At 43.6% G+C, this 16700-nt stretch carries 19 protein-coding genes and 2 pseudogenes; 10 read left to right on the top strand and 11 right to left on the bottom strand.

The window, feature by feature from the left end; translation table 11 throughout:
• Positions 1–331: 331 nt before the first annotated feature.
• Positions 332–826 (bottom strand): hypothetical protein, encoded by a 495-nt coding sequence (locus tag O9324_RS04700; RefSeq protein ID WP_288139580.1) that lies wholly within the window; start codon positions 824–826, stop codon positions 332–334.
• Positions 827–921: 95 nt separating this feature from the next.
• On the opposite strand from O9324_RS04700, the gene O9324_RS04695 reads away from it, so the two are divergent.
• Positions 922–1137: a hypothetical protein gene (locus tag O9324_RS04695; protein ID WP_288139581.1), complete on the top strand. Its 216-nt coding sequence runs from the start codon at positions 922–924 to the stop codon at positions 1135–1137.
• Positions 1138–1310: 173 nt separating this feature from the next.
• Here O9324_RS04695 and O9324_RS04690 read toward each other — a convergent pair whose 3' ends face one another.
• From O9324_RS04690 to O9324_RS04680, 3 genes are all read right to left on the bottom strand, one after another.
• A complete protein-coding gene (locus O9324_RS04690; RefSeq protein WP_002732506.1) occupies positions 1311–2111 on the bottom strand; it encodes a tetratricopeptide repeat protein in 801 nt (266 codons plus the stop codon).
• Positions 2112–2153: 42 nt separating this feature from the next.
• Positions 2154–2687 (bottom strand): 5-(carboxyamino)imidazole ribonucleotide mutase, encoded by a 534-nt coding sequence (purE, locus tag O9324_RS04685; RefSeq protein WP_066029554.1) that lies wholly within the window; start codon positions 2685–2687, stop codon positions 2154–2156.
• A gap of 82 nt (positions 2688–2769) precedes the next feature.
• On the bottom strand, positions 2770–3492 hold the full coding sequence (locus tag O9324_RS04680; protein WP_288139579.1) for a Uma2 family endonuclease: 723 nt from the start codon (positions 3490–3492) through the stop codon (positions 2770–2772).
• Positions 3493–3682: 190 nt separating this feature from the next.
• Between O9324_RS04680 and O9324_RS04675 the strand changes: the two genes are divergently transcribed.
• The 3 genes from O9324_RS04675 to O9324_RS04665 all read left to right on the top strand — a co-directional run bounded on the left by O9324_RS04675 (position 3683) and on the right by O9324_RS04665 (position 6246).
• Positions 3683–5476, top strand: a complete 1794-nt coding sequence (locus O9324_RS04675) for a fatty acyl-AMP ligase (RefSeq protein WP_288139578.1) — start codon at positions 3683–3685, stop codon at positions 5474–5476.
• Between the two features lie 84 nt (positions 5477–5560).
• The gene (locus O9324_RS04670; protein WP_002767156.1) at positions 5561–5803 is read left to right on the top strand and encodes a hypothetical protein; all 243 of its coding nucleotides are present in this window, start codon (positions 5561–5563) and stop codon (positions 5801–5803) included.
• Complete coding sequence (locus O9324_RS04665; protein WP_287629700.1) at positions 5800–6246, top strand: HNH endonuclease; 447 nt, start codon at positions 5800–5802, stop codon at positions 6244–6246. Before O9324_RS04670 ends, O9324_RS04665 begins: the two co-directional genes overlap by 4 nt.
• A 294-nt stretch (positions 6247–6540) precedes the next feature.
• On the opposite strand, the gene lspA is transcribed toward O9324_RS04665, so the two are convergent.
• Genes lspA through bioB form a run of 3 tightly spaced genes read right to left on the bottom strand, consistent with a single transcriptional unit; the run spans position 6541 to position 8736 of the window.
• The gene (lspA, locus tag O9324_RS04660; protein WP_288139577.1) at positions 6541–7008 is read right to left on the bottom strand and encodes a signal peptidase II; all 468 of its coding nucleotides are present in this window, start codon (positions 7006–7008) and stop codon (positions 6541–6543) included.
• A gap of 11 nt (positions 7009–7019) precedes the next feature.
• On the bottom strand, positions 7020–7670 hold the full coding sequence (locus tag O9324_RS04655) for a biotin transporter BioY (RefSeq protein WP_002767161.1): 651 nt from the start codon (positions 7668–7670) through the stop codon (positions 7020–7022).
• Positions 7642–8736: a biotin synthase BioB gene (gene bioB / locus O9324_RS04650; RefSeq protein WP_002767162.1), complete on the bottom strand. Its 1095-nt coding sequence runs from the start codon at positions 8734–8736 to the stop codon at positions 7642–7644. Before bioB ends, O9324_RS04655 begins: the two co-directional genes overlap by 29 nt.
• A 133-nt stretch (positions 8737–8869) precedes the next feature.
• On the opposite strand from bioB, the gene rfbC reads away from it, so the two are divergent.
• From rfbC to uvrC, 6 genes are all read left to right on the top strand, one after another.
• Positions 8870–9415 carry a dTDP-4-dehydrorhamnose 3,5-epimerase gene (gene rfbC / locus O9324_RS04645; RefSeq protein WP_002767164.1) on the top strand — a complete coding sequence of 182 codons (546 nt, stop codon included), beginning with the start codon at positions 8870–8872 and terminating at the stop codon, positions 9413–9415.
• 5 nt (positions 9416–9420) lie between these two features.
• On the top strand, positions 9421–10296 hold the full coding sequence (gene rfbD / locus O9324_RS04640) for a dTDP-4-dehydrorhamnose reductase (protein ID WP_288139576.1): 876 nt from the start codon (positions 9421–9423) through the stop codon (positions 10294–10296).
• A gap of 4 nt (positions 10297–10300) precedes the next feature.
• Positions 10301–11374 carry a glucose-1-phosphate thymidylyltransferase gene (locus tag O9324_RS04635; RefSeq protein WP_288139575.1) on the top strand — a complete coding sequence of 358 codons (1074 nt, stop codon included), beginning with the start codon at positions 10301–10303 and terminating at the stop codon, positions 11372–11374.
• A 171-nt stretch (positions 11375–11545) separates the two neighbouring features.
• Positions 11546–12631 carry a 3-isopropylmalate dehydrogenase gene (gene leuB, locus O9324_RS04630; RefSeq protein WP_002767168.1) on the top strand — a complete coding sequence of 362 codons (1086 nt, stop codon included), beginning with the start codon at positions 11546–11548 and terminating at the stop codon, positions 12629–12631.
• A 79-nt stretch (positions 12632–12710) separates the two neighbouring features.
• On the top strand, positions 12711–12971 hold the full coding sequence (locus O9324_RS04625; protein ID WP_002742418.1) for a hypothetical protein: 261 nt from the start codon (positions 12711–12713) through the stop codon (positions 12969–12971).
• Between the two features lie 82 nt (positions 12972–13053).
• On the top strand, positions 13054–14931 hold the full coding sequence (gene uvrC, locus O9324_RS04620) for an excinuclease ABC subunit UvrC (RefSeq protein WP_288139574.1): 1878 nt from the start codon (positions 13054–13056) through the stop codon (positions 14929–14931).
• Positions 14932–15000: 69 nt separating this feature from the next.
• On the opposite strand, the gene O9324_RS04615 is transcribed toward uvrC, so the two are convergent.
• The 4 genes and pseudogenes from O9324_RS04615 to O9324_RS04600 form a co-directional block, all read right to left on the bottom strand.
• Entirely contained in the window at positions 15001–15201 is a 201-nt protein-coding gene (locus O9324_RS04615) for a hypothetical protein (protein ID WP_012263795.1), read from the bottom strand.
• A 211-nt stretch (positions 15202–15412) separates the two neighbouring features.
• On the bottom strand, positions 15413–15697 hold the full coding sequence (locus O9324_RS04610) for a hypothetical protein (RefSeq protein WP_103111899.1): 285 nt from the start codon (positions 15695–15697) through the stop codon (positions 15413–15415).
• Between the two features lie 582 nt (positions 15698–16279).
• Positions 16280–16514: pseudogene (locus O9324_RS04605) on the bottom strand (IS4 family transposase); the annotation flags it as partial.
• 41 nt (positions 16515–16555) lie between these two features.
• A pseudogene (locus O9324_RS04600) lies at positions 16556–16700 on the bottom strand (IS1 family transposase); the annotation flags it as partial.

The following is a 16700-nucleotide window of genomic DNA, read 5'->3' as shown; positions in this document are numbered from 1 at the left end:
AGTTATCAGTTATCAGTTATCAGTTATCAGTTATCAGTTATCAGTTATCAGTTATCAGTTATCAGTTATCAGTTATCAGTTATCAGTTATCAGTTATCAGTTATCAGTTATCAGTTATCAGTTATCAGTTATCAGTCATCAGTCATCAGTCATCAGTTATCAGTAGTCAGGAGATTATTTTTATTTATTCTCCCCATTTCCCCATTTCCCCATTTCCCCATTTCCCCATTTCCCCATTTCCCCATTTCCCCATTTCCCCATTTCCCCATTTCCCCAATTCCCCACACCCTACACCCCACTTCCTGCTCCCCTTTCTGGGATTGAATGTTTCCTAGGATAATAACCTAGTGACCAAAGAATTTTGCCAACGACGAGCCAAGGCGCGTAGATACATATTAACGGGAAACTGATAATATTCGATAATTAACCAGAGTAAACAAATAGCATGGCAAATAAAGGTTAAAATCGACCAAAATAGAGGCACCCATGACAAAGGACTCCCCTCGATTGGAGGAAAAAGATAGGCTCCCGTAGCCACAATTGCTGTGGGAAAAATCACAAATCCTAAACCGATAATTAAGTAAAAACCTGCTATCTCCATTCCTTCTCTCGGTAAACCCTGCCAATACTTACCATTCCAATACCAAGTTAAGGGTAATTGACTATCGGCCATTTTTAAAACTTGTTGTTCTAAATTAGCAGTAAAAATGTGTTGACAAAAGTTACAAGCATAGGCTTCCATGAGGGGTAAAGCGGCAATTTTACCATGGCGACAGACGGGACAAGAATAGGTATCGTGATAGTTTAATTGGGTTGGCTCGGTCATGGTTAATGTGAGTGAGAGTAAAAAAGGCCATTGCAGATAAAGCAGTTATCTTAATGGTAAGGTGCAAAGTTTTCGGCTCTTCTAGGTTCTGTGTGATCTCGCGTAGCGAGCGCGTTGCGACCAGTTTAACTTACATAGGATCGATCGATCTTTGTGTCCTTTGTGTCTTTGTGGTTTGTTCCACCCCCTCGCTAGGGGCAATGTATCTTAGAATACATTTTACCCACCAAATCCAAGAGAGCCAGTTTTCTTTTTGGGGAACGGGGAACAGTGGCTGGTCGTCCAGAAATGATAATTTACCCCCACCGTAGTTGGGAGAGCCAGAACTGGGTCGAGGAAGTTTGAGCATTTGTACTAAAACTCCCCCGACGCAGTTTAAATGCAGTACAATCCAGCACATCTCAACTGTATCTTAGTCGCGGATTTCCAGATAATTTGCCCCTCAGTCCCGCTACTGCCAGAAAAGTTAATATTTAGTCCTTCTTTACTTTAAGTTGAGAAACTTATCTAAGGCTAGAACCATATTTGGCGGCCAACGGCGCACGCTTTTTACCCAATCGAGGTCTTGATAGCGGGTATCCATGCCGACGGCGGCTACCCAATTGCTTTCCGCCTCTCCCTGTTGTCCTTGAGTCCATAAAACGGCACTTAAGGCGGCTCTGACATCGGGAAACATGGGGTATTTGCGGGCAATATTCCGCATTTTTTGGACTGCTTCTGGATATCTGCCCAATTCGTACAGGGCCAGCGCCAGATTAGCTTGCGCCCAGGCAAAATTCGGGGCTAGTTGGGTGGCTTGGCGATAGTCTTTGACGGCGGCTTCCCAATCCCCTAAACCGCCCTCAGCGTTGCCGCGATTGTTATAGGCAAAGGCATCATTGGGATCTAGTTCTAAAACTTTATTATAATCGGCGATCGCTTCTTGATATTTACCTTCTCCTTCTAAAGCGGTGCCACGATTGAGGTAGGGATCGGGGGCATCGGGGGCAATGGCGATCGCTTGGTTAAAATCAGCGATCGCATCCTCTAATTTATTGAGGCTGACTCTGGCATTGCCGCGATTACTCCAGACGGCGGGGTTAGTGGGGAATTTGGCGACTAATTCGGTCCAATAGCTTTCGGCCTGGGCGTAATCCCCTTTTTCTGTGGCTTCTAGGGCTTTTTCGGCGATAACTTCCCCTTCTCTAATCTGTTCTTCGCTAATAGTCGGGCTATCGGCATAAGCCGCTATGGGTAGGGCAAAAAAGAGCAATAGACTCAATACACAAGCGGTGATCCAACGCATAATTACTTCATAATTTGTTACTTAATCTTTTCTCAATCTACCCTACTTAGGTGAACTCTGCCCTAGATAGTCTTGATAGCCTAGTCGTTGAAGATTGCTTTGTTTTTCGAGGACGGAATCGGTGAGGGATTGACGATAGGCGATAACTTGCTCTAAAAGATCAGTATTACCAGTGGCGAGAATTTGAACCGCTAAAAGTCCGGCATTTTTGGCATTACCGATCGCCACCGTGGCCACGGGAATGCCTGCGGGCATCTGTACAATTGAATAGAGAGAGTCTAACCCTTGTAAAGTGCGCGTGACTACGGGAACCCCAATCACGGGTAAGGGGGTTAGAGATGCTACCATCCCGGGTAAATGGGCAGCGCCGCCGGCTCCGGCGATAATCACTTTTATTCCCCTTAAATGAGCGTTTTTGCCGTATTCAAACATTTTTTCGGGGGTACGATGGGCCGAGACGATGGCGACTTCGTGGCTAATCTGAAAAACCTCTAAAACTGCGATCGCTTCTTTCATGGTGGGTAAGTCGGAATCACTGCCCATAATTACACCCACTAGGGGCGCTGCTGTCACCATAGTTGCTAGAAAATAAATTTGTTTTTTAATCTTATAGCAGGGTTTGTTATTTTGTCTTCAAACCCTACTGATCAGATTTCCCCTAAATTGTATCGGGATCGATGCCTAATTCTCGCAATTTTTGTGCCAATTTTTCCTTGGCTTGTCGTTCCCTTTCTTTTTCTAAAAGAGCCTGTTCTTTTTCTAAAAGAGCCTGTTCTTTTGCCTGTCTTTGCTGTAATTCCGCTTCTTGAGGAGTGGGGACTAATTGACCATCGGCGGTAAAATAACGCAGTTTACGGTCAAATATCCCTAAATATAATCCTAACTGTTCACTCCACAGATAACCCTGTTCATTGGGAGAAATGGCTTGATATTGTCCCTCAATTAGTCTAAATCCTTGTAATTCTAACGTATTAGGATCGAACCAAAAATAATTAGGAGTGCGAAAGGTATTCTGATAGAGAGTTTTCTTGTTCTTGCGGTCAATATTGGCCGTAGAATCGGAGAGAATCTCGACAATTACATCGGGATATTTACCCTGTTCTCCCCAAACTACCCAACTTTTGCGGGGACGTTTTTCGGTATCTAAAACCACAAAAAAATCAGGACCACAGAAATCACGTTTTTTTAGTTGTTCCGCTTTGTAGTAGATGGTTAGATTTCCCGAAGCGTAGTAATCACTCCTCTCGCGCCATAATAATTCTAGACAACTAAGGAGAATGATGATCTGTTGCAGGTGTAGATCACTTGCCAAGGGTGGTTCATCACTCCATAAATCTGTGGGGGGATAGGTGACATCTGGGATCATGTCTAGGGCTGTCATGACTTTTTCCCGGTATTTTAGGATTGATTAATTATAGCTTTTTCTCACAATTGCAGAGATAAGGCAGGGCGGGATTTTAACCTAACTTAATCCTATACCTTGACCGATCGCCTTCGGCACTTTATCCTAGCGCCATGGGCAAATATGTTAAAACTTCTATACAATAGCGCCAATAAGCCCGATAACAACGATGACTGAAACCCCAATTCAACCCGCAACCCTAGTAGAACTCTTACGTTACCGCGCCACGACACAACCGGACGGCCATGCCTACACTTTTCTGATTGATGGTAAAAAAGAAACCCCACCTTTAACCTACAGTGAACTCGATCGCCAAGCAAGAGCAATCGCCGCCTATTTGCAAAAATACCAAGCTCAAGGAGAACGGGCCCTGTTACTCTATCCTCAAAGTTTAGAAGTAGTGGCCGCTTTTTGTGGTTGTCTTTATGCGGGAGTGATTGCCATTCCCGTCCCCCCACCGGAATCAGGACGACTTAAGCGCACTCTGCCCCGTTTACGGGCAATTGTCAAGGATGCTAATGCCACCTTTGCCCTAGTTACCGAAAGTATTCTGACTCTTATTGAAGGTGTTAAGGAAGAATTCCCAGAATTCGACCAAATGAAATGGATTACTACCGAAAGCATTGATATTTCCCTGGCGGACCAATGGCAAGATCCCCAGGTGGATAAATCGGCGCTTGCTTATCTGCAATATACCTCCGGTTCGACTAATATCCCCAAAGGGGTGATGCTAAGTCATTTTAATCTGATGCACCATTGCGGTTACTTGCAAAAAGCTTGTGGTTACGAACCGGATAGCGTTACCCTCACTTGGATGCCCTATTTTCATGATTACGGGTTAGTCGAAGGTATCACCGTCCCCCTCTACAACGGTACACCCTGCTATCTGATGTCTCCCTTTGCTTTTATTAAGCGTCCGATGCAGTGGTTAAAAAATATTACTAAGTACAAAGTTACTCATAGTCAAGCCCCCAACTTCGCCTATGATCTTTGTACTCGTAGGATTAAAGCTGCCGATTTAGCGGAATTAGACCTGAGCAGTTGGCAGGCTGCGGGAAATGCCGCCGAACCGATTAACCCAAAGGTTATGGCCAAATTTGTCGATACTTTTGCAGATTATGGCTTTTCTTGGCAAACTTTCGCCCCTGCCTACGGATTAGCTGAATATACCCTCTTGATTTCCAATAAACCCAAGGGAACCACCCCAATTATCACCGCTTTGGATGCCACCGCCTACGAACGCGGTAAAATTGTCCCTGTAGGCTCCGATCGAACCACGGGAGTTAGATATGTCCCCAGTTGTGGTCATCGCGTCTGTGATACCCGTATAGCTATGGTTAATCCCGATACTTTCACCCTTTGTGCAGCCGATGAAGTGGGCGAAATTTGGGCCAGTGACCCCAGTATGGCCGCTGGATATTGGCAACGGGAAGACGCAACCAAAGAAACTTTTCAAGCTTATCTTGCTGATACGGGAGAAGGACCGTTTTTACGCACCGGAGATTTAGGTTTTCTTCTCGATGGGGAATTGTATATCACGGGAAGGATTAAGGATTTAATTATTGTCCGTGGTAGTAATCATTATCCCCAGGATTTAGAATGGTCAGTACAGCATCTTAATGAGGTTTTTCGTCCCGATTATGGCGCCGCTTTTTCCATTGAAGATAACGGGGAAGAACAGTTAGTTATTGTCCAGGAATTAGAACGTCGCAGCGGTGAGTTAGATACGGCCAAATTAATCGCCGATATCCGTCAGGAAATCGCCGAAGAACACGAAATTATGACCCATGCCATTGTTTTGGCTAAATCGGGAACAATTCTCAAAACTGCCAGCGGCAAAATTCAACGCCGCGCTATTAAACAGAATTTTCTCAATGGTAATATGAGTGTTATCGATGCTTGGTCAGAAAATCCTCAGTTAGTTAGTAAATTCGATCGCTCTAATTCTCAAACAGAAGCATAGTTTTTCGGGTGGGCATCGCTCACCCGATCGAGGATAAATAATCGTGTTAGGATTAGGTTAGGGATTAAAGTTAGGGAGAAAGTGATGTTAACTCAACTGATGGTCAAGCCCTCTTCTTGGATTGAAAAAGGAATTAAGCTATCGCCAGTAAGGGAAAATTATCTCTTTAAATTCACTGAGGAATTGCAGTGTCGATTAGAGGAACTACGGGAACTAGAAAAAAATTCCCAACTTAATTCTCAAGAAACCGCAGAATTAGCCGGTATTTTAGAGTTAAACGAGATTTTCACGCTCTTAAATGCGAGAATAGTTGCTGAATCTAAATGATTAGTATCACCACTCGATTACAAGTCCGAGCAAGAGCCAACTATCTGTGTGAATACTGTCATTCTTCAGAAGAAATTAGTGCCGCACTATTTGAAGTAGATCACATTCAGCCCAAATCTTTAGGAGGCAAAGATGAATTGGCAAACTTAGCTTTAGCTTGCCAAAGATGTAACAGATATCGCTACAATTTTATCAAGGCAATTGATCCGAAAACAGAACAAGAAGTAGAAATATTCAATCCGCGCCAACAGCATTGGCAAGAACATTTTATCTGGACACCAGATGCTTTAAAAATAGTGGGACTCACTCCCATCGCTAGGGCAACTATTGAACGTTTGGACTTAAATGATGATAATCATAATGAAGGTTTTATCGTTAAAGTTCGTCGATTATGGATTCAGGGAGGTTGGCATCCACCCAGCACCGATAAAAAACAGGAATAAGTAGGGAGGCACAATTATTTGTAGGATGGGTTAGCGGTAGCGTAACATAATCGGGCGTTGGGTTTCATGCTTCAACCCAACCTACGTTCATCTTATATTTAATTCCACCCACCTACTTAATAGCTTATAAGTTTTTTTCCAGAGGTCAAAATGATTGGTACTCAACAGGAATTATCTAGATTTCCAAAATATTTAAATGATCAGGACTCCAGGAATATAATACTAAATCCCCAATTTTTTTGAACAGAACAAGTAAGGGCGAAGCATTCTGATTATCGCCCGAATGCTTCGCCCCTACAGGACCCTTGACTTGTGGGGAAAGTTAGAAATTAATAGGCAAATAATCCCGATATTAATAAAAACGTCGGCCAGATTAAAAACAGGAAAATTAATCAATCTAAAATCGAGAAAATCCACCACATAACCAAACAAAAAGCGATCGATACCATTGCCGAAAGCCCCTGCTAAAATGAAACCGTAGGCTAATTGTTCCCAACGATTTAAATGCGGTCCAAAGTAAGCAAAAGCCATTAATGCCAAACTAACCAATAAGGATAGCCATTTTAGCCAACCAACACCGCCCCGAAAAGCACTAAAAGCCGCACCAGTATTAATCACATAGGTGAAATGAAAAACCCCCGGAATAATCGGGAAAGTATCACCGATTTGCTCAAAACTCTGCACGGTTATATACTTAGTTACTTGGTCTAAAATTAGACCGATAACCGCCACTATCCAAAACCAGCGATTCTTTTTTAACATTGGCTGTGGCATCAATAAAATAATAATTTACGGAAGAAAAAAGCAATAATTACCACCACACAAATTACTACTAATTGCCCTAAAAATGGCCAGACTGAATAATTCATAAATAGGGTGGGCAAACTATCGGGAAAGGTGATTTGACCGGCTTGGGGCTGAAAAATCGACAATCCCAGCATATATAATAAACCGCACAGATGAATCACTAACAAACCGGCAAAGGCACTTAAAGCTAGGGTTTCTATCTTGGCGCGCCAGCGAAAAGCCAACCAACCACACAGCCATGCTCCCGGCATAAAGCCTAAAATATAGCCAAAACTGGGTTCTTTCAGATAACCCATTCCCCCACCCTGAGCAAACACAGGCAACCAAGTTAAACCGAGAAAAATATAGGCCACCTGGGCAAGAAGCCCGGCATTTTTGCCCCCCAGACAGCCCGTTAACAATACTGCCCCAATTTGGTAAGTTATGCCTAGTTTTTGCGAAGATAGACCCGTAGCCGACCAACTAGCTAGGCTTACTGGAACAAATGTACTAAAAATTGTCAGCAACAAACCAATCAAGGCCCAGATTAACTCATTGGGAACCGATGCGGAAGTGCGCCGGGGCGGAGAGCCTCGTCCTCGACGTGATTTAGGTTGCCTGTTGGGGTTGGTATTCACCGGGGATGGGGGCTTCTCCTCCTATTAAACTAAGATCAGCCAACATCGCCTGATCCTGTTGGGGGGGTTGTCCTAGAGTGGTCAAATAATGCCCAATCAGCATAGCATTAATTCCCGATTTTAGCCCCAGATTTTGCAATTCTCCCATCACTGCCTCTCGTCCCCCGGCATAACGGAGGATTTGTTGGGGTAAGATAAACCGGAAAATAGCGATCGCTTTTAGAGCAGTAAAAGGGTCTAGTTTGGGTAAATGACCTAAAGGGGTGCCACTTCTGGGGTTTAATAGGTTAATCGGCACGGATTCCACTGCTAATTCCGCCAAGGAAAAAGCTAAATCAATGCGATCGGTCCAACTTTCCCCCATACCGATAATTCCCCCCGTACAAGCTTGAATTCCCGCCGCTTTCAGGTTTTTTACCGTTTCTACCCGATCCTGCCAACTGTGGGTGGAGACGACGTTAGGATAAAAATTCTCGGAAGCTTCCAGATTGTGATTATAACGGGTAACTCCAGCTTCTTTTAAGGCCTGCGCTTGGGCAAGGGTTAACTCTCCCAAGGCGCAACAGGGTTTAATCTTGGCTGTTTCGATGATTTCTTGAACTGTGGCCAGTATTTCCTCGAATTCCTGCGATTTAGGGCTATTATACTTTAATCCCCGGCCTTGACTAACTAAACAGAAACGTTTGGCCCCCGCGTCGGCTGCCGCTTTCGCATGGGTGACGATTTCCTCGCGACTTTTTAAACCGTAGATAGGCGAATCTTGACCGGGATGGTGGGCGGATTGGGAACAAAAACTGCAATTTTCCGAACAACTTCCCGATTTTATGTTGATAATGCTACATAAATCCACCGTATTACCACAACAGGCCTGACGAATGCGATCGGCAGCCTCACATAAGCTGAAAATATTTTCCTGACCTTCGATCGCAGTTAAAGCTAGGGCCTCTTGCTTACTGAGTCGATCGCCAGCGATAATCTGATTAGCCCTAGTCTGTAACCAGTTTTTTAAGGCTTCTCCCTCCACGGGGATAGATTGAGTAGCGGTGTGTGTAGAGACTTGTACCACGTCGTTTATGCTCTGACTAAGTTAGGCTCATCTTATCATTGTTCAGTTACCCGGGAAAGATTAATAAAAAACTTTAGAAAAAAATACTCTTTTGTGCTAGACTACCCGCAAAAGTTATCTTGTCTCCGATTTTATGAAAGTTATTCCCACGGAAATTCCTGATGTTTTAATCATTGAACCGCAAGTTTACGGAGACGATCGAGGTTTTTTCTTGGAGAGTTTTAATCAGAAAGATTTTCGAGAAAAAACTGGGGTTAATACCACTTTTGTCCAGGATAATCACTCTATGTCCCTAAAAAATGTCCTGCGAGGATTGCACTATCAAATCCCCAATCCCCAGGGTAAACTGGTGCGAGTGGTGAGCGGTAGTGTTTTTGATGTGGCGGTGGATGCGCGTCAAAGTTCCCCCACTTTTGGGCAATGGGTAGGCTGTGTTTTAAGTGCGGAAAATAAACGGATTTTCTGGGTTCCCGAAGGTTTTGCCCATGGCTTTCTAGTTCTCTCTGAACGAGCCGAATTTCTCTACAAAACCACTAATTATTATTATCCCCAGTACGAAAAAACCATTTTATGGAATGATGCTGATTTAGGGATTGATTGGCCTCTAGAGATTCCCCCGATTCTCTCCCCTAAAGACCAAGCTGGACAACCCTTTAAATCCGTGGAAATTTTCCCCTAAAGACGATGAAAAAAGTTTTACTAATTGGTGCTAAAGGTCAAGTGGGACAAGAGTTACAAGTAACTTTACAATCCTTGGGTGAAGTTATTAGTATCGGTCGAGAAGAACTAGATTTAACTAACTCGGAAAAAATCAGCCAGTTAATTAGGGAAATTCACCCCGATTATCTGGTTAATGCCGCCGCTTATACGGCAGTGGATAAAGCCGAAACCGAGCCAGATTTAGCCTATTATATCAATGCTATAGCTCCGAAAATCATGGCGGAATCTGCCGAGAAAATTCAAGCTAAATTTCTCCATATTTCCACAGATTATGTCTTTGATGGTCGGAAAAATACCCCCTATCTAGAAACCGATCTAACTAATCCTTTAGGGGTTTATGGACAATCAAAGTTAAGGGGAGAAGAGGAGATTAAAACTGTTAATTCTCAGGCAATTATCCTGCGGACTGCTTGGGTTTACGGCAGTTATGGTAAAAGTAATTTTGTCAAAACTATGCTGAGATTAGGCAAGGAAAGAGAGGAGTTAAAAGTAGTTGTTGATCAGGTGGGAAGTCCCACTTGGGCAAAAGATATCGCCACGGCCATTACTCAGCTTCTAATTAATGTCGATAATCCCACAGGAATCTATAATTTTACTAATAGCGGTGTTGCCAGTTGGTTTGATTTAACTAAAGCGATTTTTGAGGAGGCAAAAATAAGCGGTATTTCCTTAAAAATTCAGAGAGTAATTCCCATTACTACTGCTGAATATCCTACCCCAGCAGTGCGTCCGGCCTATTCGGTTCTTTCTGGTCAAAAAATCTCGCAACAATTGGGTTATATTCCTCCCTATTGGCGAGATTCTCTCAAAGCTATGCTCAACCAACTATTTAATCTTTAAAACTATGAAAGCACTAATTTTATCCGGTGGTAAAGGTACGAGGTTACGTCCCCTAACTTATACTGGGGCAAAACAGTTAGTTCCCGTGGCCAATAAACCGATTTTATGGTATGGAATCGAGTCAATTGTGGCCGCAGGAATTACCGATATTGGCATTATTATCAGTCCCGAAACTGGGGAAGAAATTCGTCAGACCACGGGCAGTGGTGAACAGTTTGGCGCTAAGATAACTTATATTCGCCAAGATCAACCTGCTGGATTAGCTCACGCGGTCAAAACTGCCCAATCTTTCCTAGGAGATTCCTCCTTTATTATGTACTTGGGTGATAACCTAATTGAGGATGATTTATCGCCCTTTTTAGAGTCTTTTCATCAACAGTCTCTTGATGCTTTAATTCTCCTGCGAAAAGTGTCTAATCCTAGTGCTTTTGGGGTGGCAAAAGTAGATGAAACTGGCAAAGTTTTATACTTAGTCGAAAAACCCAAAGAACCCCCCTCAAATTTAGCTTTAGTGGGGATTTATTTTTTTGCTCCCACCATTCATCAAGCGATCGCATCTATTCAACCTTCGGGCCGGGGTGAGTTAGAAATTACCGACGCTATCCAAGAATTAATCAACCAAAACAAAGCAGTAGAAGCGAATAAACTACTGGGTTGGTGGTTAGATACGGGTAAAAAAGATGATTTATTAGAAGCAAATCGGATTATCCTTGATACCAGTCTAGAAATCGCTTTACTAGGAGAAATTGATCCTAATAGTCAGGTGATCGGACGGGTACAAATTGGCCAGGGTAGTAAAATTATTAATAGTACCATTCGCGGCCCTGTCATTATTGGAGAAAATTGTCACATTGAGAATTGTTTTATCGGTCCCTACAGCAGTATAGCTAATGGCACAAAATTAATCGATGCCGACATAGAACACAGTGTAATTCTCAAAGATGCCACGATTATTGGCATTCATCAGCGCATAGTTGATAGTGTGATTGGACGACGGGCAAAATTAGAAATTGCTCCCCAACGTCCAAAAGCTTTACGCTTTATGATTGGGGATGATTCCCATGTGGAATTAGTGTAGTTATCGGGGATTAACTGCCTGTTTAATTAATACCGGAGGATCGAGAATTTCCTTAGCTAATTCCGCGGCGGTTCCCCGGTTTTTCTGGCAAAGATTGACATTTTTAGGAGAAAAAAGCCCACCTAACTATGTTATAATCAAGAGTCTGACCTATTTTACCGTTCTAGAACTATGACGCAACAGTATCGCATTACCCTACTACCCGGCGATGGCATCGGGCCGGAAATCCTCGCTGTCACCGTAGAGATACTGAAAGTCATCGGTAAAAAATTTGACCTCCAGTTTGACTTCCAAACCGCTTTAATTGGAGGGGCAGCCATTGATGAAACCGGCAATCCTCTCCCCGAAGCAACCCTGAGCGCCTGTAAAAATAGTCATGCTGTTCTCCTGGCTGCTATTGGGGGTTATAAATGGGATAATTTGCCTCGGCAGCAAAGGCCAGAAACGGGATTATTAGGCTTAAGATCCGGTTTAGGTCTTTTTGCTAATTTACGTCCTGCCACCATTTTTCCGCAATTAATTGACGCTTCTAGTCTCAAACGGGAGATTATCGAGGGAGTGGATATCATGGTGGTCCGGGAATTGACCGGGGGTGTTTATTTCGGTCAACCGAAGGGGATTTTTGAGACGGAAACGGGAGAAAAATGCGGTGTAAATACCATGGTTTACTTGGAATCGGAGGTGGACCGCATCGCTAAGGTGGCCTTTGAAATTGCCCAAAAACGCGGCAAGAAACTCTGTTCCGTCGATAAAGCTAATGTTCTTGATGTTTCCCAACTCTGGCGCGACCGGATGACGAAAATCGCCGCTAATTATCCCGATGTAGAACTTTCCCATCTCTACGTCGATAACGCGGCCATGCAGTTAGTCCGGGCCCCCAAACAATTTGATACTATCGTCACGGGCAATTTATTCGGTGATATTCTCTCCGATGAAGCGGCCATGTTAACCGGTAGTATCGGAATGTTACCCTCCGCTAGTTTAGGGACTGCTGGGGTGGGAGTTTTTGAACCCGTCCACGGTTCGGCCCCGGATATCGCCGGCCAAGATAAGGCCAATCCGATCGCCCAGATTCTCAGTGCTGCTATGATGTTAAGATATGGGCTAAATCAGCCTTTAGCGGCAGCAGCACTGGAAAAAGCCGTCGAAAAAGTCTTAGAGTTTGGTTATCGTACTGGAGATATTTTCTCAGAAGGTATGACCCTAGTGGGATGCCAAGCTATGGGCCAGGCCATCCTGAAAGTTTTAGAATCCTAACAAAAGTGACAAATTCGGAAATCGTCATATACCATTGATTTAATAAATACGTCAATTTAATCGTGGGGAGACGAGTGAGATGGTGGCCCTATCCCAGAAAACAGAACAACAGCGTGTCGATATGGAAATCCCAATTTTGTTAGATCCTACTGTCTTAAGGGCAGCCAGACGCATTTATCGCATCTACTGTACCCTCAATAGCAGAGTTAGTAAACGTCCTTTCGGTGTCGCTATTAACCGCGACAATCATCGCGGCCAATTGATTTTTAACAATAAACCGATTCTACTCCCTGGAGAATGTTTCGTCCCGATTAAGCAAATCGAATCGGAAGCATATTAATTTTTGTGAAGATTTGCCCTAAATATCTTGCCAAACGTCAGCTAATACCCACTGGCGTAATTTTTTTGTCTAATATAAAAAGATGTTCGGGAATAATCTTAACTCTACCCTAATCCAAGACCTCGATCGCCTAGAAAATCGTCTTCGGGAAATCCCCCTCGAACCGGGGGTTTACTTCCTGCGCGACCAAAATGGCGAAATTCTCTACATCGGTAAATCCAAAAAACTCCGGTCTAGAGTCCGTTCCTATTTTCGTCCCAGTCAACCCCTCAGTCCCCGCATTGCTTTGATGGTGCGACAGGTGACGGAAATTGAATTTATCGTCACCGACACGGAAGCAGAATCTTTGGCCCTGGAAGCTAATCTAATTAAACAACATCAGCCCCATTTTAATACTCTCCTCAAGGACGATAAAAAATATCCATACATTTGTATTACTTGGTCGGAAACCTACCCGCGCATTTTTATTACCCGCAAACGGAGCATAAATAACCAAAAAGACCGTTATTATGGTCCCTACGTCGATACCAGGCTGCTGCGCTACACTTTACACCTAATTAAACGCACTTTTCCCCTGCGTCAACGTCCCCAACCTCTGTTTAAAGACCGTCCCTGTTTAAATTATGATATCGGTCGTTGTCCGGGGGTTTGTCAAAAATTAATTAGTCCCCAAGATTATCGAGAAACCTTGGAGAAAGTAGCGATGATTTTTCAGGGAAGGACGGGGGAATTATTAGACAAATTAGCGACAAAGATGCTCGCAGCCTCGGAAAACCTAGATTTTGAACAAGCGGCCACGATTAGGGATCAAATTCGCGGATTACAGGCCCTTAATACCGATCAAAAAGTCTCTTTACCTGATGATACCGTATCCCGGGACGCGATCGCTTTAGCCAAGGACGAGCAGCATTGTTGCATACAATTATTCCAGGTGCGTTCCGGTCGTTTGGTGGGACGTTTGGGATTTTTTGCCGATAGTCAGTCAGCAAACGAGGGAGAAATCCTGCAAAAAGTCCTGGAAGAACATTATTTATCGGTGGAAGGGGTGGAAATTCCCAGCGAAATCCTGTTACCCTGCGAATTACCGGAAGGTGAGGTGTTAGCGGGGTGGTTAAGGGAAAAAAAAGGTCGCAAAGTCGAGTTAACTGTCCCCCAACGGCAAAGCAAAGCGGATTTATTAGCTATGGTCGAGAAAAACGCTCTTTATGAGTTAGAAAAGACGAAAAGAAGCGCCGACCGGGATTTACAGTCTTTGCAGGATTTAGCGGTAATTCTCGATTTACCGGCACTGCCGCACCGCATCGAGGGTTATGATATTTCTCATATTCAGGGTTCCAATGCAGTGGCATCCTCAGTGGTGTTTATCGATGGGGTGGCCGCTAATCAACATTATCGTCACTATAAAATCAAAAATCCCGAGGTTAAAATCGGCCATTCCGATGATTTTGCCAGTTTAGCAGAAGTAATTCGCCGGCGTTTCCGTCGTTATGCCGAAAATCCCGATAATATTGCCGAAAGTGATGATTTTCCCGATTTGGTCATGATTGATGGGGGAAAAGGACAATTATCGGCAGTGGTGACAGTTTTAGGGGAGATGAATTTATTAGAACAGGTAAAAGTTGTTAGTTTAGCTAAACAGAGAGAGGAGATTTTTTTACCCGGGGAATCCTCTCCTTTAGAGACAGATAAGGAACAACCCGGAGTGCAATTATTGCGTCGAGTCAGGGATGAAGCGCACCGCTTTGCTGTTAGCTTTCACCGACAACAAAGGATGCAAAAAAGTCGCCGTTCCCGTCTTGATGAGATACCGGGTTTAGGTTTTAAGCGACAAAAAGATTTATTAGCTCATTTTCATTCTCTGGATTATATTCGCGAAGCTTCCCTAGAACAATTGCAACAGGTGACAGGAATTGGGGAACAATTAGCTAAGGAAATTTATAATTATTTTCATCCTAGGTAGGGATAAGCTGTATAAAGAAGATAAGGCGGTGTGTTTTTGCGTAACAGTGCAGAAATTAGAATATTAGTATCAAGAACGAGACGCAGCACGAGTTTCTCGGATAGCCTCATTGATAGATTCTTCGATTTCTTCCTCGGAATAACGCAAGTTACGTTCTTGGACAGAATCCACGGTTTCTTCAAAGCTCAGTCTTTGTGACGTTTCTTCAAAGTATCCCTTTTTTGCGCCTTTTTGTCCTAAAGCTGATTCGGTTAGTGACCAACGTACCATGATTTTTCTCCTTTAGCCCCTAAACGCATAAACATCATAACCCATTTCTAGCAACAATTAGAAAGAATAAATTTTAACCTCAGATAAGGTGCTTTACACCCAACTAAGAATAACCGTTGGGGTGGTTGGGTTTCGCTTTTTCAATCGAATTGAGCCATTTTCGACCCCGTATTGTTTCGCTTAACTCAACCTAGAAGGCCGAAAACCTAGACTAACGCGGAGTCACTTCACTCAACGCTTCTTGCAGCACTTCATCACTCACACCATGACGCTTCAAACTAGCAACAAGAGCAGAAATTGTATCTCCCTCTAGACGCTCCAAATCCGCACGCAGCCCTTGTCCAATGTAAGCACGCATCAAAGGTTGATAACCTGAGAAACCAAGCAAAGGTGCAACCCGCTTTAAATCTTCAATCACATCTTCGGGAATACGAATCGTGATTGTAGTCATAGGGCGATTTCTCTCCAGTCGTTTTTTTAATGCCTCAACTTTCATAATACCGTCATGGTTAATCGGGTTAATCCTAGATTTCTCGTCATTCCAAACAAAAGTAATGCCACTGAGGACAAAATAGACATCCATACTTGTAGTATGGGCAGGATGTATTTACATTGTCAATACTTTATTAACACACCCTACGAGAGCAGCAATTACTGTAGGTTGGGTTGAACGAAGTGAAACCCAACTAAGAATAACCGTTGGGGTGGTTGGGTTTCGCTTTTTCAATCGAATTGAGCCATTTTCGACCCCGTATTGTTTCGCTCAACCCAACCTACGAGGCTCTAGGCTTATTGACAGATAAAAATCAATTCAGGGTAATTTTAGGCTAATCTGCGACTTACCGACTTAAGTAGGCAGGTGTTAAAAGTTCTCAGACACCCCCCTTATTAAGTAGGGAGGCAAAATTATTTGTAGATGGGTTAGCGGTAGCGTAACCCATGCAGGCGTTGGGTTTCATGCTTCAACCCAACCTACGTTCATCTTATATTTAATTCCACCCACCCACTTAAGGCTATCCATTAGTCACATCTTTCTTAACATAAAATTTGACAAAAAGAGAAAAGTGTGCAAGATGGCTCAAGGGGGTTCTATGGGGGAACCAATTTGATGAGATAGTTTCCAAGTCTGGCTGATATCATGTTACCTTCCCAGTCCCAACCAAATAGTTTTAACACCGGGTTCACCGTCGCCTTTTCTACCTAAAAAACCCCCAAGAGAAGCAATCATTCTGACCGCTTCCGGCCAAGGAGGGCGGCTTTTCATGTGGCGGATCCTTTTTATGAATAGTGGCACACAAAGATTGCCGGTGGTGATTCGGTAGTAGTGATGGCGGCTTAATCCTTTGCTTTGCTGTGCATTGTAGTCATGGATAAAATACCAAAGGGTTCCCCAACGTGATTCTCCATTTTTTTAGAGAAAGATAGACTCTCTCTCTCCAGCCGAGAAATCCTTTGTCGAAAGGTATTATTTAATCTTTCAATAGGATTAGTTTGACCAG

Origin of the sequence: Microcystis sp. LE19-84.1B, assembly GCF_027531875.1 — a bacterium.
GTDB classification, from domain to species: domain Bacteria; phylum Cyanobacteriota; class Cyanobacteriia; order Cyanobacteriales; family Microcystaceae; genus Microcystis; species Microcystis panniformis.
The sequence above is the reverse complement of the archived record's forward strand: the minus strand, read 5'-3'. Positions and strand labels throughout refer to the sequence as shown.